The organism is Roseateles sp. P5_E4, from assembly GCF_054049255.1.
Genome location: NZ_JBFUMS010000014.1, coordinates 1 through 19,364, shown reverse-complemented (window position 1 = coordinate 19,364; position 19,364 = coordinate 1). Strand labels below are relative to the sequence as shown.

20 protein-coding genes and 1 pseudogene are annotated in these 19,364 nt (G+C 68.9%); 7 read left to right on the top strand and 14 right to left on the bottom strand.

Translation table 11 applies throughout. The annotated features are described in order from the left end of the window. Window positions 1-142: 142 nt before the first annotated feature. From ACXJLH_RS23885 to ACXJLH_RS23840, 10 genes are all read right to left on the bottom strand, one after another. On the bottom strand, window positions 143-1,036 hold the full coding sequence (locus ACXJLH_RS23885; RefSeq protein ID WP_457446718.1) for an SMP-30/gluconolactonase/LRE family protein: 894 nt from the start codon (window positions 1,034-1,036) through the stop codon (window positions 143-145). A gap of 17 nt (window positions 1,037-1,053) precedes the next feature. Then, on the bottom strand, window positions 1,054-1,569 hold the full coding sequence (locus tag ACXJLH_RS23880; RefSeq protein WP_056205562.1) for a GNAT family N-acetyltransferase: 516 nt from the start codon (window positions 1,567-1,569) through the stop codon (window positions 1,054-1,056). Window positions 1,570-1,594: 25 nt separating this feature from the next. After that, complete coding sequence (locus tag ACXJLH_RS23875; protein WP_457446715.1) at window positions 1,595-2,299, bottom strand: alanyl-tRNA editing protein; 705 nt, start codon at window positions 2,297-2,299, stop codon at window positions 1,595-1,597. Next, window positions 2,299-2,877 carry a VOC family protein gene (locus ACXJLH_RS23870; RefSeq protein WP_056205565.1) on the bottom strand — a complete coding sequence of 193 codons (579 nt, stop codon included), beginning with the start codon at window positions 2,875-2,877 and terminating at the stop codon, window positions 2,299-2,301. Before ACXJLH_RS23870 ends, ACXJLH_RS23875 begins: the two co-directional genes overlap by 1 nt. Window positions 2,878-2,879: 2 nt before the next feature. Further along, window positions 2,880-3,719 (bottom strand): PhzF family phenazine biosynthesis protein, encoded by an 840-nt coding sequence (locus tag ACXJLH_RS23865; RefSeq protein WP_056205567.1) that lies wholly within the window; start codon window positions 3,717-3,719, stop codon window positions 2,880-2,882. Between the two features lie 7 nt (window positions 3,720-3,726). After that, on the bottom strand, window positions 3,727-4,161 hold the full coding sequence (locus tag ACXJLH_RS23860; protein ID WP_056205569.1) for a GNAT family N-acetyltransferase: 435 nt from the start codon (window positions 4,159-4,161) through the stop codon (window positions 3,727-3,729). Next, the gene (locus ACXJLH_RS23855) at window positions 4,161-5,369 is read right to left on the bottom strand and encodes an aminotransferase-like domain-containing protein (protein WP_457446713.1); all 1,209 of its coding nucleotides are present in this window, start codon (window positions 5,367-5,369) and stop codon (window positions 4,161-4,163) included. The genes ACXJLH_RS23860 and ACXJLH_RS23855 overlap by 1 nt, the downstream gene beginning before the upstream one ends. A gap of 138 nt (window positions 5,370-5,507) precedes the next feature. Further along, on the bottom strand, window positions 5,508-6,203 hold the full coding sequence (locus ACXJLH_RS23850) for an aspartate/glutamate racemase family protein (protein WP_457446711.1): 696 nt from the start codon (window positions 6,201-6,203) through the stop codon (window positions 5,508-5,510). Beyond that, window positions 6,200-6,493 carry a DUF2917 domain-containing protein gene (locus tag ACXJLH_RS23845; RefSeq protein WP_056205574.1) on the bottom strand — a complete coding sequence of 98 codons (294 nt, stop codon included), beginning with the start codon at window positions 6,491-6,493 and terminating at the stop codon, window positions 6,200-6,202. Before ACXJLH_RS23845 ends, ACXJLH_RS23850 begins: the two co-directional genes overlap by 4 nt. Window positions 6,494-6,505: 12 nt before the next feature. After that, window positions 6,506-7,423: a DMT family transporter gene (locus ACXJLH_RS23840; RefSeq protein WP_457446709.1), complete on the bottom strand. Its 918-nt coding sequence runs from the start codon at window positions 7,421-7,423 to the stop codon at window positions 6,506-6,508. Between the two features lie 73 nt (window positions 7,424-7,496). Here ACXJLH_RS23840 and ACXJLH_RS23835 point away from each other — a divergent pair, with 73 nt between their 5' ends. After that, window positions 7,497-8,939 carry an aminotransferase-like domain-containing protein gene (locus ACXJLH_RS23835; RefSeq protein WP_457446707.1) on the top strand — a complete coding sequence of 481 codons (1,443 nt, stop codon included), beginning with the start codon at window positions 7,497-7,499 and terminating at the stop codon, window positions 8,937-8,939. Window positions 8,940-9,220: 281 nt separating this feature from the next. Continuing rightward, on the top strand, window positions 9,221-9,841 hold the full coding sequence (locus ACXJLH_RS23830; protein ID WP_457446705.1) for a response regulator: 621 nt from the start codon (window positions 9,221-9,223) through the stop codon (window positions 9,839-9,841). Here the strand turns inward: ACXJLH_RS23830 and ACXJLH_RS23825 are convergent. Together ACXJLH_RS23825 and ACXJLH_RS23820 are read right to left on the bottom strand one after the other, a co-directional pair. Further along, window positions 9,838-11,493, bottom strand: coding sequence for a cation:proton antiporter (locus tag ACXJLH_RS23825; protein WP_457446898.1), 1,656 nt, complete (start codon window positions 11,491-11,493; stop codon window positions 9,838-9,840). The two genes, ACXJLH_RS23830 and ACXJLH_RS23825, sit on opposite strands and share 4 nt — an antisense overlap. 6 nt (window positions 11,494-11,499) lie before the next feature. Then, a complete protein-coding gene (locus ACXJLH_RS23820) occupies window positions 11,500-12,042 on the bottom strand; it encodes a 5-formyltetrahydrofolate cyclo-ligase (protein ID WP_457446703.1) in 543 nt (180 codons plus the stop codon). A 113-nt stretch (window positions 12,043-12,155) separates the two neighbouring features. On the opposite strand from ACXJLH_RS23820, the gene ACXJLH_RS23815 reads away from it, so the two are divergent. Beyond that, entirely contained in the window at window positions 12,156-13,790 is a 1,635-nt protein-coding gene (locus ACXJLH_RS23815) for a lipase/acyltransferase domain-containing protein (protein ID WP_056192392.1), read from the top strand. A gap of 1 nt (window position 13,791) precedes the next feature. On the opposite strand, the gene ACXJLH_RS23810 is transcribed toward ACXJLH_RS23815, so the two are convergent. Next, the gene (locus ACXJLH_RS23810) at window positions 13,792-14,364 is read right to left on the bottom strand and encodes a DUF4114 domain-containing protein (RefSeq protein WP_056192388.1); all 573 of its coding nucleotides are present in this window, start codon (window positions 14,362-14,364) and stop codon (window positions 13,792-13,794) included. A gap of 245 nt (window positions 14,365-14,609) precedes the next feature. Between ACXJLH_RS23810 and ACXJLH_RS23805 the strand changes: the two genes are divergently transcribed. The 4 genes from ACXJLH_RS23805 (at window position 14,610) to ACXJLH_RS23790 (ending at window position 18,616) form a co-directional block, all read left to right on the top strand. Continuing rightward, window positions 14,610-16,592 carry a transglycosylase SLT domain-containing protein gene (locus ACXJLH_RS23805; RefSeq protein WP_457446701.1) on the top strand — a complete coding sequence of 661 codons (1,983 nt, stop codon included), beginning with the start codon at window positions 14,610-14,612 and terminating at the stop codon, window positions 16,590-16,592. Next, window positions 16,589-17,542: a complex I NDUFA9 subunit family protein gene (locus tag ACXJLH_RS23800; RefSeq protein WP_056192383.1), complete on the top strand. Its 954-nt coding sequence runs from the start codon at window positions 16,589-16,591 to the stop codon at window positions 17,540-17,542. Before ACXJLH_RS23805 ends, ACXJLH_RS23800 begins: the two co-directional genes overlap by 4 nt. 82 nt (window positions 17,543-17,624) lie before the next feature. Further along, window positions 17,625-18,305, top strand: coding sequence for a glutathione S-transferase (locus ACXJLH_RS23795; RefSeq protein WP_457446699.1), 681 nt, complete (start codon window positions 17,625-17,627; stop codon window positions 18,303-18,305). A gap of 2 nt (window positions 18,306-18,307) precedes the next feature. After that, window positions 18,308-18,616, top strand: a complete 309-nt coding sequence (locus ACXJLH_RS23790; RefSeq protein WP_457446697.1) for a DUF1272 domain-containing protein — start codon at window positions 18,308-18,310, stop codon at window positions 18,614-18,616. 565 nt (window positions 18,617-19,181) lie between these two features. Here ACXJLH_RS23790 and ACXJLH_RS23785 read toward each other — a convergent pair. After that, window positions 19,182-19,364: pseudogene (locus ACXJLH_RS23785) on the bottom strand (IS481 family transposase); the annotation flags it as partial.

Here is a 19,364-nt window from a genome sequence, read left to right as displayed (position 1 = left end):
GGTCCTGGGGTGGGCGGCTCAACCCCCAAAACTACCAGGAGCTGATTGCACCGGGATGACGCACGGGCGCCACCCAACAAAGCCAGCCATTATATGTGACGAGTTACACCGGGGTAAATACGCCCCCAGGCCGACACAGGATTCAGGCGCTTGTCAGGGTCGCGGGCAAGCCCGGCACGTCGACGCGCAGTTGCAGCACGGCGCCAGCGAGCGGCTCGCGTTCCAGTTCGTCGGCGGGGCGCTTCTCGCGCGCCGTCGTGATGAAGAGGGTGCGCAAGTCAGCGCCGCCGAAGGTGGGCATGGTCGGGCAGGTCACCGGCAACTCGACACGCTGCACAACTTCGCCGGTCGGCGCAATGCGCAGCAGGCAGCCACCTTCAAACATCGCGGCCCAGTAGTGGCCTTCAGCATCCATCGCTGCACCGTCAGGGCGGCCTCCGTAGGCCTCGCCCGGCGCGCGCGGCTTGAATTCGGCGAAGACGCGCGGGGAAGACAGCGCGCCGGTCGCCACGTCGAAGTCCGCGACGTAGATGCGATGGGCCTTGGTATCGGACCAGTGCATGCGGTGGCCGTCGGGACTCCAGGCCAGACCGTTGGAGGTCGTCAAGCCGGGCACCTGAGATTCAAAGACCTTGCCGTCGAAGCGATACAGCGCCGCCTCGGGCTCACGCGCATCCGAGATGCTGCCGATCCACAAACGCCCGGCAGGGTCGACCTTGCCGTCGTTGAAGCGCAGCCTTGCAGGGTCGTAGGGTGGCGGGCTGACGAGTTGCTGCGCACCGGTAGTCGTGTCCAGCGCCCACAGGCCGTCGCGCCGCGCGACGAGCAGGCCGCCGCCGGCGCGAGCCGCGATGCAGCCGGGCTCCGCCGCCTGCGGCCACACGTCCGGCGCGTCGACGCCCGCGCGCCAGCGCAGCACCTGACGGCCCGGAATGTCGACCGCATAGAGCTGCAGTTCGGTGGGATGCCAGAGCGGCGATTCGCCAAGCAGGCAGCGGTGCTCGCCGAGGGGCTGGATGTCGTGTTCGAGTGCCATGCCGGCACTCTAGGCGGTTATCCGAAGTAACTCGGCCGGAAGGCGCCGAGCTCGGCCTTCAGATAGTGGGCGCCGGGGATGGGGTTGAAGTAGAACGGCGGCACCTCGGCAAAGCCCAGGCTTTCGTAGAGCCCACGGGCGGCTTCCATGTCATCCAGCGTGTCGAGCAGCATGGACGAGTAGCCGGCCTCGGTGGCGCGGTCCATCAGCGCCTGCGCCAGGATGCGTCCCAGGCCAAAGCGGCGGAAGGCCGGGCGCACGAAGAGGCGCTTCATCTCGCAGGCGTTCGGGTAGTCGGCGTCGGGCAGGGGCCGGAAGGCGCCGCTGCCGGCTATTGCGCCATCGACCGTTGCCAGCAGCATCAGCCCGCCGGGTGGTGCATAGGCGCCGGGCAACGCGGCGAGTTCCTCTTCGAAACCCTGGAAGTCCAGATCGATGTCGAGGCTGTTGGCGTAGTCGCGCAGGACGAATCGAGCCTCCTGCCAGTCCTCGGGCGATTCAGGCGTGATGAGCTGTATGTCGGGGCCGGCCATAGGCGTCGCAGTTTAGCCAGCGGGATCAGGCTGCAAATCCCAAGACCACGCGGCGGGTCTTGGCGCTCTTCTTCTCTATTTTGGTGACGACGACTTTGCCGATCTCGGCGGTATTGCCGACATGCGTGCCGCCACAAGGCTGCAGATCCACGCCCTGCACCTCCAGCACTCGAATACGCCCCAGCCCGCGTGGCGGCTGCACGCTCATCGAGCGAACGAGCCCTGGGTTTGCGTCCAATTCGTCTTCCGTGATCCAGCGGTGACCCACTGGACGGGCCTCTGCGACCAGCCGATCGAGCCCGGCCTGGATGGCTTCCTTGTCGAAGGGCTCGTCGGTATGGAAGTCCAGCCGCGCATAGCCTTCGGTGATGGAGCAGCCGTCGACCGGATAAGGCAGCAGCGCGCACAGCAGATGTGTCGCCGTATGGAAACGCCGGTGAGCCTGGCGGCGCGCGGCGTCGACCTCGATGCGCACCGCCGTGCCGACGGTGGGCAACTCGCCTTCGATCAGGTGGGCGATGGCCTCGGGGTGTTCCTTGCTCTTGCGCGTGTCGGTCACACGCCAGCGCTGCTCGCCCGCGATCAGCCAACCGGTGTCGCCGGCCTGGCCGCCGCCGAGCGGGTAGCAGACGGTGCGGTCCAGCAGCACGCCGCCTTCGCCGTGAGAGGTGACGACAGCCTCGCAGGCCAGCAGCGTTGCGTCCTCGCGGAACAGGTCTTCGGTCTTCATCAACCAATCACTCCCAGTTCGACCTCGCCGAGCGGGGTGGCAAGGCGAGCCTTCAGGCCATCACGTGTCTCGAAGCCGAGCAGATGCACGCCCTGATCGGGCAGCGTGTCGGTCGGGTGGGCTTCGTCCCATTGGATGAGCACCGGCAACGCCTCGCGGCGCAGGCGGCGACCGTCCTCGCGCAGCGCGATGCGCCAGCGCAATGCGCCGCGTGAGGCGTCGACCGCCTCACCGGCGTCCACGCCCTCGCCGCGCCAATAGGCCAGCGCCGCGTCCAGGTTGGGGACGCGGGCGACCCAGTGGATGAGCCCCGGCCCCAGCGCCAACCGTTCGCGCAGTGCGGGCTGGTCAAGGTCGAACCAGCGTGGCCGGCCTGGCGGTGGCGCCGCGGGGTCGATGGCGATGATTTCCAGGTAGCAGCGCGGGTGATTGGGGCCGCTGATCGACACCAGGCGGTTGTGCGTGCCCATCAACGCATGCTTGCCGCCGGGTTGCGGCGTGACGCCGAGCACTCGATCGCACCAGGCGACGCCCTCTTCCAGCGTCGCGGCACCAACGACGAGATGGTCGAGTTCCATGCTCACAGCCTCACCTGGCCGTGGATCAGCGGCGTCACGTCGCCGCCAATCCAGGTGCCCTCGCCGTCGCGCTTCACATGCACGCGGCCGGCCCGACCGAGAGCGGCGCCTTGGGCGGCCACATAGCTGTCGCCCGCCAGACCGGACTCCTGCAACCACAACGCCAGGCCGGCGTTGAGGCTGCCGGTGACCGGGTCTTCGGGGATGCCGAGGTCGGGCACAAAGGCGCGCACCTCGAACTGGCATTCACCGCCGGCCGGGTAGGCACCAACGACGCCGAGCTTGAGCCCCTGCATCGCGATGAAGTCCGGCTGCAGCGCCAGCACGCTGGCCGCGTCGCCCAGGCGAGCGGCCATCCAGCCGGGGCCGTTGTCGACCCAGACCAGGTCGAGCAAGGCTTCAGGCGTGATGCGCAGCGCGGCAATCGCCTGTGCACGCTCCTCCGCGCCCACGACACCACTGCGCTTCAACGGCGGCGCGGCAAAGGCCAGGCGGGCGCCGTCGCGCTTCACCCGCACGAGGCCGATGGCACATTGCTGCACGACCTCACCGGCCTTCTTCGCATCGCCGCCACTGGCCAGGAAGGCATGGGCGCTGCCCAGCGTCGGGTGGCCGGCGAAGGGCAGTTCGCCGCCGGGCGTGAAGATGCGCACGCGGTAGTCGGCGCCCGGGTCGGTGGGCGGCAGCAGAAAGGTTGTCTCGGACAGATTGGTCCAGCGCGCGAAGTCGCTCATCTCGGCGTCGGACAGGCCGCTGCCGTCGATGACGACGGCCAGGGCATTACCCTTGAGCGGCACGGCGGTGAACACATCGACCTGGGCAAAGCGGCGCAACTGAGTCATGGCTTGATCACGGCTTGAGATATAGACCGGGGCGGACGATTTCCATGCCGCGCTGCGGCTTGGCCAGTGGCGAGAAGCCGTGGCCGGCGTAGACCGCATGGGCGTCGCGGGTGAAGAGCATGAAGCGGCGCAAGCCCTGCAGGTCGGCGTGGGCCAGCAGCGTCTCGATCATCCATTTCGCCAGGCCGTGGCCGCGGTGGGTATCGAGCACATAGACATCGCAGAGATAGGCGAAGGTCGTCCGGTCCGTCACGACGCGGGCAAAGCCGACCTGGCCGACCCCTTCGGCATGCAACGCGATGCACAGTGAGTTGGCAATCGAGCGCTCGACCAAGGCCAGCGGAATGCCTTCGGACCAATAGGCCCCGACGAGGAAGTCGTGCGCCGCCCGGGCGTCGATGTCCTCGGGCGCAAAGCTGAGCCGGTAGCCGTCGCGCTGCATCAGGGCGCGTGCTCCGCAACCGGCTCCAGCGCCTCGTAAAGCAGACGGCCGAGCTTCTCGACGCCATCCCGGATCAGGTCCGGTGTCAGCGTGACGAAGGACAGGCGCAGCGTGCGCGGGTCGGGCTGGTGGGCATAGAAGGCCGCGCCCGGCACATAGGCGATGCCGGCGTCCACGGCCCGGGGCAGCAGGGCCATCGCGTCCAGGCCTTCGGGCAGGCGGATCCAGAAGAACATGCCGCCCTGGGGCGACAGGTAGTCGCAGCCCGGCGGCAGATGCTCGCGCAGAGCCTCGGCCATCGCATCGCGGTTGGCCTTGTAGAGGGCGCGGATGGTGGGGATGTGGCCGTCCAGGAAGCCATCGCGGATGACCTCGTGGACGACGCGCTGATTGAAGCCCGGCGTGTGCAGGTCGGCGGCCTGCTTGGCCTGCAGCAGCTTCGGGTACAGCTCGGGCGGGGCGATCAGATAGCCGAGGCGAAAGCCCGGCGTCAGCACCTTGGAGAAGGAGCCCAGGTAGAGCGACCCTTCCGGCCATAGGCTGGATAGCGCGGCCGGCGGCGGCTCGTCGAACCAGAGGTCGCCATAAGGGTTGTCCTCGACGATGGGCACGCCGGCGCGGCGCGAGGCTTCGACGACTTCCACGCGGCGCTGGGCGCCCATGACGCGGCCGGTCGGGTTCTGGTAGTTGGGCAGCAGATAGCTGAAGCGCGTGCCGGGCGCGTCATGCGGCAGGGCCGCAATGGCCTCGGGGCGCGGGCCCTGGTCGTCGCTGGCGAGACTCGCAAAGATGGGCTCAAACGGCGTGAAGGCCTGCAGCGCACCGAGGTAGGTCGGCGTCTCGACGGCCACCGGCGCACCAGCGTCGCAGAGGATCTTGCCGACCAGGTCCAGCCCCTGCTGGGAGCCGCTGGTGATCAGCACCTGTTCCGGCGTCACGGTCATGCCGAGTGTTGCGACCCGCGCCGCCACCCATTCGCGCAGCGGCGCAAAGCCCTCGCTGGCCGCGTATTGCAGGGCCTCGCGCGGGTTCTTGCTCAGCACGCGGTCGCAGGCGGCCTTCAGCGCGTCGACCGGAAAGGTGTCCGCGCTCGGCAGGCCGCCGGCCATGGACAGGATGCCCGGCTTCTCGGTGACCTTGAGGATCTCGCGAATGATGGACGGGTTCATCCGCGCGGCGCGGCGCGCTTGGGTCCAGACGGTCGTCATGTCAGCCCCTCGTTCCATGAGTACATGGACCGATCCCCCGAGGGGATGGCGGTCCGGCTAGGGGCGGCCCGGCGCTCGGCCCGCCGGCCGGCAAAGACAGAATGGTGCATGGCAATCACTCGCGGGATTTCAAAGGAGTCAGCCTAGCATCCAGTCGACCGCGGCACCGGCCTGCAAATCGGTGGAGTCGAACAGCGGCAGGGCGGCAGCGCTGTCAGCGGGCAACAGCAGGCCCAGCTCGGTGCAGCCAAGAATGGCGGCCTGTGCGCCGCGGTCGGCCAGGGCTGCAACCTGGGCGCGCAGGGCCTCGCGCGAGGCCGGTTCAAAGCGGCCGCGGCACAGTTCCTCGTAGATCAAGCGGTGCACTTCCGTGCGGCCGGCCTCGTCGGGCACGATGACCTCGATGCCGAAGCGTTCCTTCATGCGATCGCGGTAGAAGCCTTGCTCCATCGTGAAGCGCGTGGCCAGCAGGCCGGCCCGCTTGACGCCGGCAGCGCGCAGCGCCTCGGCGGTCGCGTCGACGATGTGCAAGACCGGCAGGCCGGCCGCTTGCTCGATCTCGGTGGCGACCAGGTGCATGGTGTTCGTGGCAATCAGCAGCTCCTGCGCGCCGGCGCGCTTCAGGCCGGCGGCGGCTTCGCCCAGCACGCGAGCGGCTTCGGCCCACTGGCCGGCGGACTGCATGGCCGCAATGGGCGCGAAGTCGACGCTGTGCAACACCAGCTGGGCGCTGTGCAGGCCACCCAGGCGCGCGGCGACGCCGCGGTTGATCAGCGCGTACAGATGCTGGGTCGACTCCCAGCTCATGCCGCCGAGGATGCCAAGTGTCTTCATGCAGCGCCTGCCAGGTTCATGCGCCAGCCCCGTGCCGGCTTTGCCTCGACTCTGCGCTTGGGCGCGGGCTGCAGCAATTGAAAGGCTGCTTCCGGCCAGGCCTCGACAACGACCTCCTGACCAGCAGCCAGCGTCAGGCCCTCACCGGCACGCAGCCAGTGGTCGTCGGTGCCTCCCGAAATGGTCAGCCACAGCCGACCACCCGTCACGACGAGGCGGCGCGGCGTGCGAGCGGCAGCCAGGGTCAGCGCCTGGCCGGGCGCAAGTGGGATGGTGAATCGATCATTCATCACAGGCCTCCTTCAGTGAACCGGTTGCCGTTTGCCCAGCCACACGACCGCGAGCACGGCGGCGGCGAAGACCACGGTCATCGCATCCAGCCGCTCGCCCAGCAAGGGCACTGCGAACAGCATGGACAAAAAGGGTTGCAGCACCTGCACCTGGCTGACGCGCATCGTGCCGCCCAGGGCCAGGCCGCGATACCAGGCAAAGAAGCCGATCCACATCGACACCAGCGATACATAGGCAAAGCCGCCCCAGGCCGAAGCCGCCACCGGCGCCGTCGGCCGCGTCAGCACGGCCAATGGCACGGTGAGGGGCAGGCTGATGACCAGCACCCAGCAGATGACCTGCTCGGCCGTCAGGGCACTGGCGAGCCGCGCGCCGCTGACATAACCCGCCGACGCGCAGACCACGGCACCCAGCAGAAGGCCGTCCGCCATCTCCAGCCCGCCCGCCCCGCGCCAGGCCGCAAAGCCGATCACCAATGCCAGCCCAGCCAACGCACAGATCCAGAACCCCAGGCTCGGCCGCTGGCGCAGCACCAGCGCGGCGATGACGGCCGTGGCCAGTGGCAGCACACCGGACACGACCGACGCATGCACCGCGTCCACATGGCGGACTGCAAAGCCCAGCAGCAGCGGCCAGCCGAACACGACGCCAGCGGCCGTGAAGGCCAGCAGCTGCCATTCGCCGCCGCGCGGCCGTCGCGCGCCGGTGATCCAGAGATAGGCGATCGACAACAGCCCCGCCGCCACCGCGCGCCCGAAGGCGACAAAGGCCGGGTCGAGCTGGGGCGCCGCAGCGCTGCCACCGGCCAGCCGCGTCATCGGGATGCTGAGGGCGAACATGACGACGCCCGCCAGACCGAGCAGCAGGCCACGTGTCGCATCGGACGTGGTGGTCGTCGAGACCGTGGTGGACGTGGAAAACCCTGACATGGACTCAGTCTGAGGCATGACACCGATACAGAACCAGTACAGTCAGCCAACCTGACCAAGAATCTGTACTGCCATGCCCACCGGTACACACCCTCCCCTGCAGCGCGGCGCCAGCCTGCCGCTCGCCGGCCAGTTGGCTGAGCGCTATGCCCAGCGCATCCGGGAACGCTTGCTGCTGCCGGGCGCCCGCCTGCCGTCGGTGCGCGACTGTGCGCGCCAGCATGGCGTCAGCCCGCACACCGTCGTCGCCGCCTATGACCAGTTGCAGGCCGCGGGGTTGCTGGAGGCGCGCCGCCAGCGCGGCTTCTTCGTGCGCGAGAGCCGCCCGGCCACCACTCGCGCCGCGCCGCGCCCGCAGGCCATGGCCATGCCGCGCCAGGCGCCGATGGATGCGACGGCGCTGATCCGCGGCATGTTCGAGGCCGACGCCGCGCGCTCACCGGGCCTGGGCACGCTGCCGGCCGACTGGCTGGACCCGACGCTGCTGCAGTCCGCGCTGCGCCGCCTGCATGCCGCCGACTGCCTGGCCCTGCAGGTCGGCTATGGCGACCCGATGGGCGACGAGCGCCTGCGCGCGGCGCTCTCCCAGCGCCTGGACGACCTCGGCATCCACGCTGTGCCGGCACAGATCCTGACGACCAACGGCGCCACGCACGCGCTGGACCTCATCATCCGCACCCAGTTGCAGCCCGGCGACGCCGTCCTCGTCGACGACCCGGGCTGGGCCGTCATGTTTGCCCGCCTGACCCAAGGCGGCATTCGCCTGCTGCCCGTTCCGCGTGGCGCCCAGGGACCCGACCTGGAGGTACTGAGCGCGCTCGCCGCCGCCCATTCGCCGCGCGCCTACCTGACCGTGTCGGTGCTGCACAACCCGACCGGCCACAGCCTCAACCTGGCCAGCGCCCACAAGCTGCTGCGCCTGGCCGACGAGCACGACTTCTTCATCGTCGAGGACGACAGCTACGGCTTCCTCGCGCCCGAGCACCTGCCGCGCCTGGCGGCGCTGGACGGGCTGCGCCGCGTCATCTATGTATCGGGCTTCTCCAAGGTGCTGACGCCGGCCTGGCGAGTCGGCTACCTGGCGGCCGCGCCCGAGCGCCTGCACGCGCTGACCGACACCAAGCTGCTCGACGGCCTGACCAGCTCGGCCGTGCTCGAGCGCGCCGTGGCGCTGTGCCTGGAGCAGGGGCGGCTGCGTCGCCATGCGCAGCGCCTGCGCGAGCGCCTGGCCACCGCGCGCCAGCGCATCTCGGCCCTGGCCACCAAGCAGGGCTTCGCCTGGGCGGCGCCGCCGGACGGCCTGTTCGGCTGGCTGGACGTCGGCGTCGACACCGAGCGCCTGGCCCAGCCCCTGCTGGACGCGGGCTGGCTGATCGCGCCCGGTGCCCTCTTCAGCGCCACGCGCGCCCCCGGCTCGCTGGTGCGCATCAACATGGCCACCTCGCAGGACCCTGCCTTCTGGCGCGAGCTGCGCGCCGGCGTTGACGCCTTGAAAGGCCGCGCCGCGCTCCCCTAGGTTCATCCCCCCCTTGTTCGCTGGAGCAACCCCTGGGCGCTTGAGCGGCGCTGCACCGCAGCCTGGACGGGCGGGTCGACTTGGCGAGCTGGCAGTCGCATGTCGGCCGGCAGTTCGAGGCGGATGGCCACGCGGTCACGCCGCAAGCGCTGAGAGCCGATTTCTGCCGCCTGCAGGGCTGACAAAAAGTTCTCACTCCACCCGGACTTTTTCAAGGAGCCGCGCTCGGGCCGCCGGCAGAATCCGCGTCGCCCGGCGCCGCTGCGGCGCCCGATGTGGACATGAGCAACTCCTTGAAATTCCTTGTTGTAGACCCCCTTACCGGGGTTCAGACCTTTGCACGCCAGCTGCTGCAAAGCCGCGGCTTTGCCGCCGACAGCATCCTGTGCTGCGCCGACACCGAGGCGGCCCTGGCCCAGGGCCTGCTCTTCAAGCCGCATTTCCTGATCACCGATTGGTTTGCCAAGGCGCCACTGAGCGGCATCCAGCTCTACCAGCGCCTGCGTGAGGTGCAGCCATCGCTGCATCTGTCGTTGCTGAGTTTCGAGGTGACGCCCGAACACCAGTTCGAGGCCGAGGCGCACGGCGCCGACTTCCTGCTGAAGAAGCCCTTCACCGCCGAGCAGCTCAAGGCGGAGATGACTCGCTCACTCGAGGCGCTGGCCAAGCGCTCGCCCGGCCTGCATGGCCAGGTGCGCGAGGCGATGCGCGCGGCCAAGCCGGCGCCGCGGCCGGCGTTGCCCGTCATTGCGCCCCAGCCCGTCATCAAGCCGGGCGACAAGGTGCGCTTCAACGGCGTCGTTCACGTGGCCCAGTACGTCGTGCACCGCCACGGCGAGACCGTGGTGCAGCTCAAAGGTCAGAACGGCTTTGTGTCGCTCGAGAAGCTGCAACCCGCCTAGGCCGCGACCACCCGTGCCAGAGCCTGTGCCAGCGCCTGCTGCGACCGCAGCACATGGTTGACGCCAGCCTCACCCAGCCACTGCGCCTCTTCGGAGGTGTGAGCGACGACAGCGCAGCGCAGCCCTGGGTTGAGCTGGCGCGCCGTGGCAAGCATGGCTGGCACCACGCGCACATCAGTCACCGCAATCACCAGCCAATCCGCCTGGGCAATGTGGGCCTGCACCAGCGTCATGGCCTCGCTGGCGTCGCCAAGCACGGCCGCATGGCCGGCGGCACGCAGCTTCTCGACGACCTCGCGATCGCGGTCGATGACCACCAGCGGGCGGCTGCCCAGCTCGTCATGCAGGGCCGTGCCCAGCGACCCGTGCCCGACCAGCACCACCTGGCCCGCCAGCGCGCTCTCGGGCGTGTCGGCCGGCAACTCGGCCAGCGGGTCGTCGCGTGCCTCCAGCTTGCGTGCCCAGGCCGAACGCTTCAGCACCCAGCGGCGCAGCGGCTCCACGCCCGAGAACAGCAGCGGGTTCAGCGCAATCGACACGATGGCGCCCGCGACGACGAGGCTGGTCGCCTCGGGGGGAATCAGGTTGAGGCTCTGCCCCAGCCCCATCAGGATGAAGCTGAATTCACCGATCTGCGCCAGGCTGACCGCCACCGTCAGCGCGGTCGACAGCGGATAGCGCAGCAGCAGCACGAGCGCGCCGGCGGCGAACGTCTTGCCGACCAGGATGACGGCCACCGTCGCCAGCACCGCCAACGGCTGCTCGACGAGGATGCGCGGGTCGAACAGCATGCCCACCGCAACGAAGAACAGCACGGCGAAGGCGTCGCGCAGCGGCAGGCTCTCGTGGGCCGCGCGCTCGCTGAACGCCGATTCGCGCAGCACCAGGCCGGCGAAGAAGGCGCCGAGCGCCACGCTGACACCGAACAGCGCCGCCGCCCCCACCGCCAGGCCGATGGCGGCGGCCACGGTGGCCAACGTGAACAGCTCGCGCGAGCCGGTGCGGTTGACCTGCCACAGCAGCCACGGCAGCAGGCGCCGGCCAACGATGAGCATGACGGCGACAAAGGCCGCCACGGCGAGCAAGGTTGTCAGGATGGTGACGGCCAGGTTGCCGCCGCCATCGCCCTTGCCGCTGAGCACCGGCATCAACACGAGGGCCAGCACCATGGCCAGGTCCTCGACCACCAGCCAGCCCACGGCGATGCGGCCATTGCCGGTGTGCAGCAGCTCGCGTGATTCCAGCGCGCGCAGCAGGACCACCGTGCTGGCCACCGACAGCGCCAGGCCAAACACCAGCGACGCGCCCAGGTCCCAGCCCCACCACCCGTGAGCCAGGCCCGCGCCCATCGCCGTCGCCGCGGCCATCTGCACCAGCGCACCGGGCAGTGCGATGCCCTTGACCGACACCAGGTCGTGCACCGAAAAATGCAGGCCCACGCCGAACATCAGCAGCATGACGCCAACCTCTGACAGCTGCTGGGCCAGGTGCACGTCGCCGACGAAGCCCGGCGTGTGCGGCCCGATCAGCACGCCGGCCAGCAAGTAGCCCACGAGGGCCGGCAGCCGCGCCCATTGCGCGAGCAGGCCCAGCACCAAGGCCAGGCCAAAGGCAGCGGCCAGCGTCGAGATCAGGGTCATGCCATCGTGCATCGCCAATTACTCAGGAGTGAGGAGCTCGCGCTCGGTGAGGATCAGCGTCAACGCACGGTCATGCGCCTCGACGGGGAAGTGCGTCTCTGCGGCCGACCAGGCCAGGCCGACGGTCGTCACGCCCGGGTGTTCGGCCAGCCAACGGTCGAAATAGCCGCCGCCATAGCCCAGCCGAAAGCCTTCGCGCGTGAAGCCGACGCAGGGCACCAGCACGACGTCGGGTACGACGACCGCACCGGTCGACGAGGCGATGCCACATTCGTCCTGGGCCGCGGGTACGCCGCCGTCCCAGCGGCGATAGACCATCTCGGCGGGTTCACGGCGCGCAAACGGCAGCGCGCGCGCGAATGGCACAGGGCCGGGATCGAACTCGCCCGGCAGCGGCCAGTACACGCCCAGCAGCTCGGGCTCGAGCTGGGCCAGCAGCTCGTGGAGGCCCAGTGCGATCGCGGCCTGCGCGGTCTGGAAGGCCGGGCTGGCCGCAAAGCCGCGGCGCGCGGCCAGCAGCTCGCGGCGCAGTGAAGGACGGTCGGGGTGAGAAGCAGTCATCGGCCAATTAAAACCCAGGGCCAGTCTGCTCCTCAGCCCTGATGACGCCACGGCACCTCACAACGCCCGGCTGGGGCTATGGTTGCCTTCGTCGCCAATGCTCGGAAGCCGCCATGCCCACGCCCGACACCCCCTTCCATCCGATCATCTACGTGCGCGGCTATGCGATGTCGCGCGGCGAGATCGACGAGACCACGGCCGACCCCTTCTGCGGCTTCAACCTGGGCTCGACGATGTACCGCGCCGTGCCCAACAAGACCGACAGGCCCCGCAAATACGTGTTCGAGTCGCCCGTCGTGCGGCTGGCCTCGGAGTACCAGTACAAGGACGTCTACGAGGACGGCTACGACATCGTCGACCCGGAGTGGGAGGCCGACTCCCTGGGCAAGCCGACCGACAACAAGCTGGGCAACCGCTGCATCGTCATCTATCGCTATTACGACGCCGCTTCCTCCTATCTGGGCAGCGGCAAGACGCCGGAGATCGAGGACTTCGCCAAGGGGCTGTCCAAGCTGATCGCCCGGGTGCGCGACCTGGTCTGCAAGAACCCCGACAACAAGATCAAGCCGGCCGACTTCCGCTGCTACCTCGTTGCCCACTCCATGGGCGGCCTGGTCTGCCGCGCCTTCCTGCAGAACGTGGCGCTGGACACCGAGAAGGTCGCCAAGCACGTCGACAAGTTCTTCACCTATGCGACGCCCCACAACGGCATCGACGTGCTGGGCGTGAACATCCCGTCCTGGCTGAGCGTCAACGACATCTCCAACTTTGACCGCGACAAGCGCATGCCGGCCTACCTCGACCTGGCCACGGCTGCCAAGAAGCACAAGCGCGCCGACCTCATCCCTGAGGCCCGCTTCCCGTCGCGGCGCGTCTTCACGCTGGTGGGCACCAACCGGCTGGACTACGAAGCCGCGGCCGGCGTGTCGCGCAGCTTCGTCGGCCATGGCAGCGACGGCCTCGTCAAGATCGAGAACGCGACGCTGTGCGGCCTGGACGCCAAGGGCAACATCACCGACCAGTGTGCCAAGGCCTTCGTCTACCGCGCCCACTCGGGCTATTTCGGCATCGTCAACAGCGAGGAGGGTTTCCAGAACCTGGCCCGCTTCCTGTTCGGCGACGTGCGGGTGGACCTGTGGCTGGAGATCGACGACATCCGCCTGCCCGACAAGGTGCAGGAGGAGGCCGACGCCGGCCGGGCCGTCAATGCCCTCTACCAGATCGAGGTGCAGGCTTCGCCGCGCGGCAAGCTCTGGTACCTGACGCGGCGCACCACGGAGGAGGATTCCGTCGCCTGCGTGGCCCAGGCCGATTGGAAGAAAAACGCCAGCCTCTACCTCAGCAGCGTCTTCCTCGCCAACCGGGCCAAGATCAACCCGCGCCGCAAGTCGCTCGCCTATGGCATGACGCTGGGCGTGCGCGTGCCCGACTACGAAATCGAAAAGCGCCTGTGGCTCAACGAGCACTTCGAGGGCGGCTATCTGTTCCGCAATGCGCTGATCCTGGAGATGGTGCCGCCAGCCAACGAGGGCGAGGCGTGGAAGGTCAAATACGCCTGGCAGGATGCCGGCGTGTCCATGGCCGACACCGAGATCGCGGCCAAGCAGCTGAAGTCGGGCCGCATCGAGGTCAGCGTGCCTTTTGACAGCAGCGCGGTCGCCACCAACGGCAAGATGAAGCCCACCAACCCCGGCATCCGCGGGCGGCTGCGCTTCGAGATCGAGGGCTGGAACGTGGACGCGAGCTGAGTCAGCGAAGGCGACGGCGCCAGGCCAGGCCGGCGGCGCCGGCCAGCAGCAGCGCCCAGCTGGCAGGTTCGGGCACGGCGGTAATCTGGTAGACGAAGCTGTGGTCGTTGTAGTTGAAATCACCGCCGCTGGGCAGGTCCTCGAAGGCGAGGTTGGTGCCGGCCGGCACCTTGGCGTCGCCGGCAAACGGCGCGGCCCAGACATGGTTGACGCCATCGCTGTTCAGGCTGACGTCGCTGTAATAGCGCGCTGCACCGCTGTTGGCATCGATGAAGAACACCAGGCTGTCACCGGCCGACACGGCGCCCAGCACAAAGGTCTGGCCATAGGCGCTGGCATGGTTGTCCAGGCCGGGCGTGCCGTCGACGCCGTTGATGCGCGCGCCGACGAGGTTGGTGAAGCCGCCAGCCGCGCCGGTGTAGTAGGCCACCAGCAGGCCGCTGGTGGCCGCCGTGAAGCTGCTGGGTGGCGCCGGCGTGCCGGGCGTCGGGTAGACGGCAGGGTTGGCCTGGGCGGCCAGGCTCAGCAGCGCGGCGGAGGCCACCAACAACAGACGTTTTGCAGCGGTCTTCATCAACAGTCTCCTCGTCGATTGGATGTGAGGTTAGCGGATTGGATAGCGCTATCACCAGCCCCTAACTCGTGGACAAATTCGTGGGCAAACCGCGCGCCTGCGTAAAGCGCGAAGCCCCGGGTTTCCCTGGGTTAAATTCGGCATCAAGGCGCGGCGCTCGGCCAGCTGGCCGGCGCTCACGCAAAGTGAAGCAGTCGCGAGGCGTGAAGCGCATGAGTCAGATGGGTGGTCGAGTCTTGGAATGCATGAGCCGTGGGGCGCTGGCCCTGCTGCTGTCGGCGGCGTTGAGCGCCGACGCCGCCCCGCCGGTGCCCCCCGCCGATGCCGACCTCGCCGTGCAGGCCCGCGACGCCTGGGTCAAGCGCGACCGCAAGCGCCTCACGGCCTTCGTCGAGGCGGCTCGCGCCCAGAACCATCCGCTGGCCGGCTGGGTCGAGTACTTCGACCTGAATGCCCGCCTGAGCGAGGTGCGCCAGTCCGAGATGGACGCCTTCTACGCCCGCTATCCCGGCAGCTATGTCGAGGACAGGCTGCGTAACGACTGGCTGCTGGAACTGGGCCACCGCCGCGACTGGGTCAATTTCAGGCGCGACCATGCCAGCTATCAGATGCGCGACGACCGCGAGGTCGCCTGCTACGTCATGCTCGCGGATCATGTCGCCGGCACCAAGGTCGATGCCGACGCCGCCCGCACCGCGTGGATGGCCCAGAAGGACGGCGACGACGGCTGCCAGCAGCTCGCGGCCGCCATGGTCGAGGCCGGCCAGTTCAAGCCCGACACCCTGTGGGCCAAGGCCCGCCTGGCCACTGAGCAGGGCCGCCCGCGCGCCGCGCGTCAGGCCGTCGCCCTGCTTTCAGCCAAGCCCCTCGACCAGAAGCTCGCCGAGCTGCAGGACAACGCCGGCCGCTACCTGACGCGCAAGGCCCGCACCTCGCCGCGCCCCGAGGCGGAGCTGACGGCGCTGGCCCTGGCCCGCGTCGCCGGCAACGACCCCGATCAGGCCGGCGACCTGCTGCAGGACAAATGGAGCAAGCTGCCCGCCGACCTGCAGGCCTGGCTGTGGGCGCAGATCGGCCGCCAGTCCGCGCTGCGCCTGCAGGACGACGCCCTCGCCGCCTTCGCTCGCGCCGAGAAGCTCGCGCCCGACCTCCCCTGGACCGACGACGCCCTGGCGTGGCACGCCCGCGCCGCGCTGCGCGCCCGCCAGCCGGCCGCAGCCCTGCGCGCGATCGAGCGCATGACGTCGATCGAGCAGCGCGACCCGGCCTGGGTCTACTGGAAGGCCCGCGCCACGCGGCAACAAGGCGACCAGCCGGCCGCTCGTGCCCAGCTCGCCGCGCTGGCGACCACGCCGCTGAACTACTTCGGCCGCCTCGCCGCCGAGGACATCGGCCTGCCCACGCCGCTGCCGCCCGCGCCCGCGCCGCTGACGACCGAGGAGCGCCGCGCCGCGCGCAGCCACCCCGGCCTGACCCGGGCCTTGTCGCTGATCAACCTCGGCCTGCGCAGCGAGGGCGTGCGCGAATGGAATTTCTCGCTGCGCGGCATGGGCGACCGCGCCTTGCTGGCCGCCGCCCAGGAAGCCTGCGACCGTGAGGTCTGGGACCGCTGCATCAACACCAGCGAGCGCACCAAGGCCGAGATCGACATCGCCCAGCGCTACCCCACGCCGCATCGCGTCGAGTTGCAGCGCGAAGCGCAGGCCGCCGGGCTCGACGCCGCCTATGTCTACGGCCTGATCCGCCAGGAATCGCGTTTCGTGCTGGACGCACGCTCGCACGTCGGTGCGGCCGGCCTGATGCAGGTCATGCCCGCCACCGCCAAATGGACGGCCAAGAAGGTGGGCCTGAACTACAACGCCGAGTTGATGCACGACCGCGACTTCAACCTGCGCATCGGCACCAACTACCTGAAGCTGGTACTGGACCGCTTCGAAGGCGCCCAGGCCCTGGCCGCGGCGGCCTACAACGCCGGCCCCGGCCGCCCCGCGCGCTGGCGCGATGGCCCCGTCATCGACGCGGCCATCTGGGCCGAGAACATTCCGTTCAACGAGACGCGCGACTATGTGCGCAAGGTGCTGCTCGGCGGCGCCATCTACGCCCAGGTGCTGGGCCTGCCAGCCACCAAGCTGCGCGAGCGCCTGGGGCAAAGCATCGGGCCTGCCGGCGCACGCGATGCCGACGTCAGCGACGTGCCGCCCGCAGCGGTGGGGGAGTCCAAATCATGAGCCTGTCCGTATTGGTCCTGGGCGGCAGCGGCTTTGTCGGCCGCGCCTTGTGCGAACAGCTGACGCGCCGCCTCGGCGCCGAGGCTCGCGTCACCGTGCCCACGCGCCGCCTGCCGCATGCGCAAGCCGTGCAGAGCCTGCCAGGCGTCACCGTCGTGCAAGCCGACGTGTTCCACGACCTGCCAGACCTGGTGAGAGGCCATGACGCCGTCGTCAACCTCGTCGCCATCCTGCAGGGCAGCATGGCCGCCTTCGAGCATGTGCATGTCGAGTTGCCCAAGCGCATTGCCGCGGCCGGTGCGAAGCGCCTCGTGCATGTCAGCGCCCTGGGTATTGGTGGGGGGATGAGCGAGCATGCGCCGTCGCGCTATCTGCGCAGCAAGGCCGCTGGCGAAGCTGCGCTGCAGGTCGCGGCGCAGACCCATCCGCTGGAGCTGACGCTGCTGCGCCCCTCGCTGGTTTTTGGCGACGGCGACAAGAGCGTCAACCTGTTCGCGCGGCTGCAGGGCTTGTTCCCGGTGATGCCGTTGGGCGGGGCGAATGCGCGGCTGCAGCCGGTGTGGGTGCAGGACCTGGCCCGTGCCCTCGTCGAGACGCTGCTGCGCCGCGAGACCATCGGCCAGACCTACGAGATCGCCGGCCCGCGTGAACTGACGTTGGCCGAGCTGGTGCGGCTGGCCGGCCGCGTTGCGGGCTGCGAGCGGCCCATCCTGCGCCTGCCCGGCGCGCTGGCGACGCTGCAAGCCCTCTTCATGGAATGCCTGCCCGGCGAGCCGCTGCTGTCGCGCGACAACCTCGCATCGCTCACCGTGCCCAATGTACCGAGTGGCAAGCTGCCGGGCCTGGCGGAACTGGGCATTCAGGCCAGTTCGCTGGAGGCCGTGCTGCCGACTTATCTGTCGCCTGACGGCGGCGTTGCACGTCTGGACGCCTGGCGCGCCAGGCGCTGAGCGCGCATCAATCCGTTGCGGATTGCTCATCCCCGGCGCAGCAGCGGCTGTTTAAGCTCGCCGGCTCAACGCGAAAGGTGTCATGAAGCTCTACATCGGCAACAAGAACTACTCGTCCTGGTCCATGCGCAGCGGTGTGCTGCTGGCGGCCTTCGGCATTCCGTTTGAAGAGGTCAAGCTGCGCTTCGACTTCACGCCGGACTCGGAATGGACCCGCGTCATCAGCGGCATCACGCCGACCAAGCGCGTGCCCGTGCTCGTCGAGGACGACGGCTTCACGGTCTGGGAGACGCTGGCCATCGCCGAGTACATCGCCGACCGCCACCCTGAACACGCGATCTGGCCCCGCGACACCAAGGCCCGCGCCCGCGCGCGCAGCCTGTGCGCCGAGATGCATGCCGGCTTCATGCGGCTGCGCACGGTTTGCCCGATGAACATCGAGGTCTTCTTCCCCGACGTCGGCGCCAAGCTCTGGGCTGAGGACGAGGCCCTGCGTGCCGATGTGGCGCGACTGGATGCGGCGTGGAGCGGCGCGCTGGCCAGCAGCGGGGGACCTTTCCTGTTCGGCGAGTTCAGCGCGGCGGATGCCTATTTCGCGCCGGTGGCCGTGCGGCTGAGTCGCTTTGGCCTGCCGGTGTCGGAAGCCGCAGCGGCGTATCGCGATGTGCTGCTGGCGCACCCGGCGGTCGAGGACTGGATCGCGGACTCGATGCGCGAGCAGGACTTCATCGTCGAAGACGAGCCTTACCGCAAGAGCCGCTGACCATGTTGGAGTTGCGTCCCAGCTGTGAGCATTGCGCGGTTGCGCTGCCGCCGGAGTCGACAGCGGCGCGAATCTGCAGCTTCGAGTGCACCTTCTGCGTGGGCTGCGCGGAAGGATTGCTGAGCAATGTCTGTCCCAACTGCGGCGGCGGGTTTGTGCCGCGGCCGGTGAGGCCAGCGCGAAACTGGAAGGGCGGGAACTATCTTGGGGACTATCCGGCAAGGACGGTGCCGAAGTTGAGGCTGGTGGATTTGGAGGCGCATGCGGCGTTGGTGGAGTCGCTGCAAGGGTTGCCGCCGGAGGAGCGGTAGGACGCTTTTGCGAAGAGCGCCACTGATCGATGCATTGCCGGGAGTCCGTCCCGGCGGCCGGGTAACTTTCTTCTGCGGCGCCAGAAGAAAGTCACCAAAGAAGAGGCACTGAACCGCACTCGAGCACCACGCTGCCAAGAGCGGCGCGCGAAAACGCTCGGTGGATTGCGCGTAGACGCGACCCGCTGCGCTCTCGCCCACCACTTGTCACGAGCCGGATTCATCGCACCAGCATCCCGTTCGACGCGCGGCTGCACGCCGGGCTCATCAAAACAGCCCAATGCAGCGTCGCTCGGGCGACGCGGCTGTTCCGTATTTCCTGATGAGCCCGGCGTGCAGCCGGCGTTAAGCGGCTTGAAGGGGCGATGGATGGCGCTCGGCACAAGTGGTGGGCGAGAGCGCAGCGGCTCGCTTCGGCGTGCGGCCCAGTTCGAGCAACGCGAGCGCCTCATCCCACTCGAGTGCGGATTGCATTGAGCGCTCCTCTTTTGGTGACTTTTCTCTGGCGCGTTGTTTGGACCGGAGACATGGGTAACACCCGTGCCAGGACATGGGTAACACCTTCTCAAGTGTCCACCGGCTGCTCGTGCAGGTCGAACTGCGTGAAGCGCTGATGACAGAAGTACACGTCGTACACGCTGTCGCATTCGGAGCTGGGGCGGATGCCGATGGGCAGTCCCTTCAACGCGCTGGACACATGCAGTCGGCGGCCCTGGAAGTGAAGGAAGCCGTTCCAGCCGTTCCAGCC

What these genes read in the sequence shown, in the direction of transcription:
- ACXJLH_RS23800 (WP_056192383.1), top strand. Translation starts at nt 16,589, where the DNA reads ATGAGCCTGTCCGTATTGGTCCTGGGCGGCAGCGGCTTTGTCGGCCGC.
- ACXJLH_RS23865 (WP_056205567.1), bottom strand. Translation starts at nt 3,719, where the DNA reads ATGACTCAGTTGCGCCGCTTTGCCCAGGTCGATGTGTTCACCGCCGTG.
- ACXJLH_RS23885 (WP_457446718.1), bottom strand. Translation starts at nt 1,036, where the DNA reads ATGGCACTCGAACACGACATCCAGCCCCTCGGCGAGCACCGCTGCCTG.
- ACXJLH_RS23880 (WP_056205562.1), bottom strand. Translation starts at nt 1,569, where the DNA reads ATGGCCGGCCCCGACATACAGCTCATCACGCCTGAATCGCCCGAGGAC.
- ACXJLH_RS23850 (WP_457446711.1), bottom strand. Translation starts at nt 6,203, where the DNA reads ATGAAGACACTTGGCATCCTCGGCGGCATGAGCTGGGAGTCGACCCAG.
- ACXJLH_RS23845 (WP_056205574.1), bottom strand. Translation starts at nt 6,493, where the DNA reads ATGAATGATCGATTCACCATCCCACTTGCGCCCGGCCAGGCGCTGACC.
- ACXJLH_RS23805 (WP_457446701.1), top strand. Translation starts at nt 14,610, where the DNA reads ATGAGCCGTGGGGCGCTGGCCCTGCTGCTGTCGGCGGCGTTGAGCGCC.
- ACXJLH_RS23815 (WP_056192392.1), top strand. Translation starts at nt 12,156, where the DNA reads ATGCCCACGCCCGACACCCCCTTCCATCCGATCATCTACGTGCGCGGC.
- ACXJLH_RS23855 (WP_457446713.1), bottom strand. Translation starts at nt 5,369, where the DNA reads ATGACGACCGTCTGGACCCAAGCGCGCCGCGCCGCGCGGATGAACCCG.
- ACXJLH_RS23810 (WP_056192388.1), bottom strand. Translation starts at nt 14,364, where the DNA reads ATGAAGACCGCTGCAAAACGTCTGTTGTTGGTGGCCTCCGCCGCGCTG.
- ACXJLH_RS23860 (WP_056205569.1), bottom strand. Translation starts at nt 4,161, where the DNA reads ATGCAGCGCGACGGCTACCGGCTCAGCTTTGCGCCCGAGGACATCGAC.
- ACXJLH_RS23835 (WP_457446707.1), top strand. Translation starts at nt 7,497, where the DNA reads ATGCCCACCGGTACACACCCTCCCCTGCAGCGCGGCGCCAGCCTGCCG.
- ACXJLH_RS23875 (WP_457446715.1), bottom strand. Translation starts at nt 2,299, where the DNA reads ATGAAGACCGAAGACCTGTTCCGCGAGGACGCAACGCTGCTGGCCTGC.
- ACXJLH_RS23795 (WP_457446699.1), top strand. Translation starts at nt 17,625, where the DNA reads ATGAAGCTCTACATCGGCAACAAGAACTACTCGTCCTGGTCCATGCGC.
- ACXJLH_RS23790 (WP_457446697.1), top strand. Translation starts at nt 18,308, where the DNA reads ATGTTGGAGTTGCGTCCCAGCTGTGAGCATTGCGCGGTTGCGCTGCCG.
- ACXJLH_RS23820 (WP_457446703.1), bottom strand. Translation starts at nt 12,042, where the DNA reads ATGACTGCTTCTCACCCCGACCGTCCTTCACTGCGCCGCGAGCTGCTG.
- ACXJLH_RS23840 (WP_457446709.1), bottom strand. Translation starts at nt 7,423, where the DNA reads ATGTCAGGGTTTTCCACGTCCACCACGGTCTCGACGACCACCACGTCC.
- ACXJLH_RS23870 (WP_056205565.1), bottom strand. Translation starts at nt 2,877, where the DNA reads ATGGAACTCGACCATCTCGTCGTTGGTGCCGCGACGCTGGAAGAGGGC.
- ACXJLH_RS23825 (WP_457446898.1), bottom strand. Translation starts at nt 11,493, where the DNA reads ATGCACGATGGCATGACCCTGATCTCGACGCTGGCCGCTGCCTTTGGC.
- ACXJLH_RS23830 (WP_457446705.1), top strand. Translation starts at nt 9,221, where the DNA reads ATGAGCAACTCCTTGAAATTCCTTGTTGTAGACCCCCTTACCGGGGTT.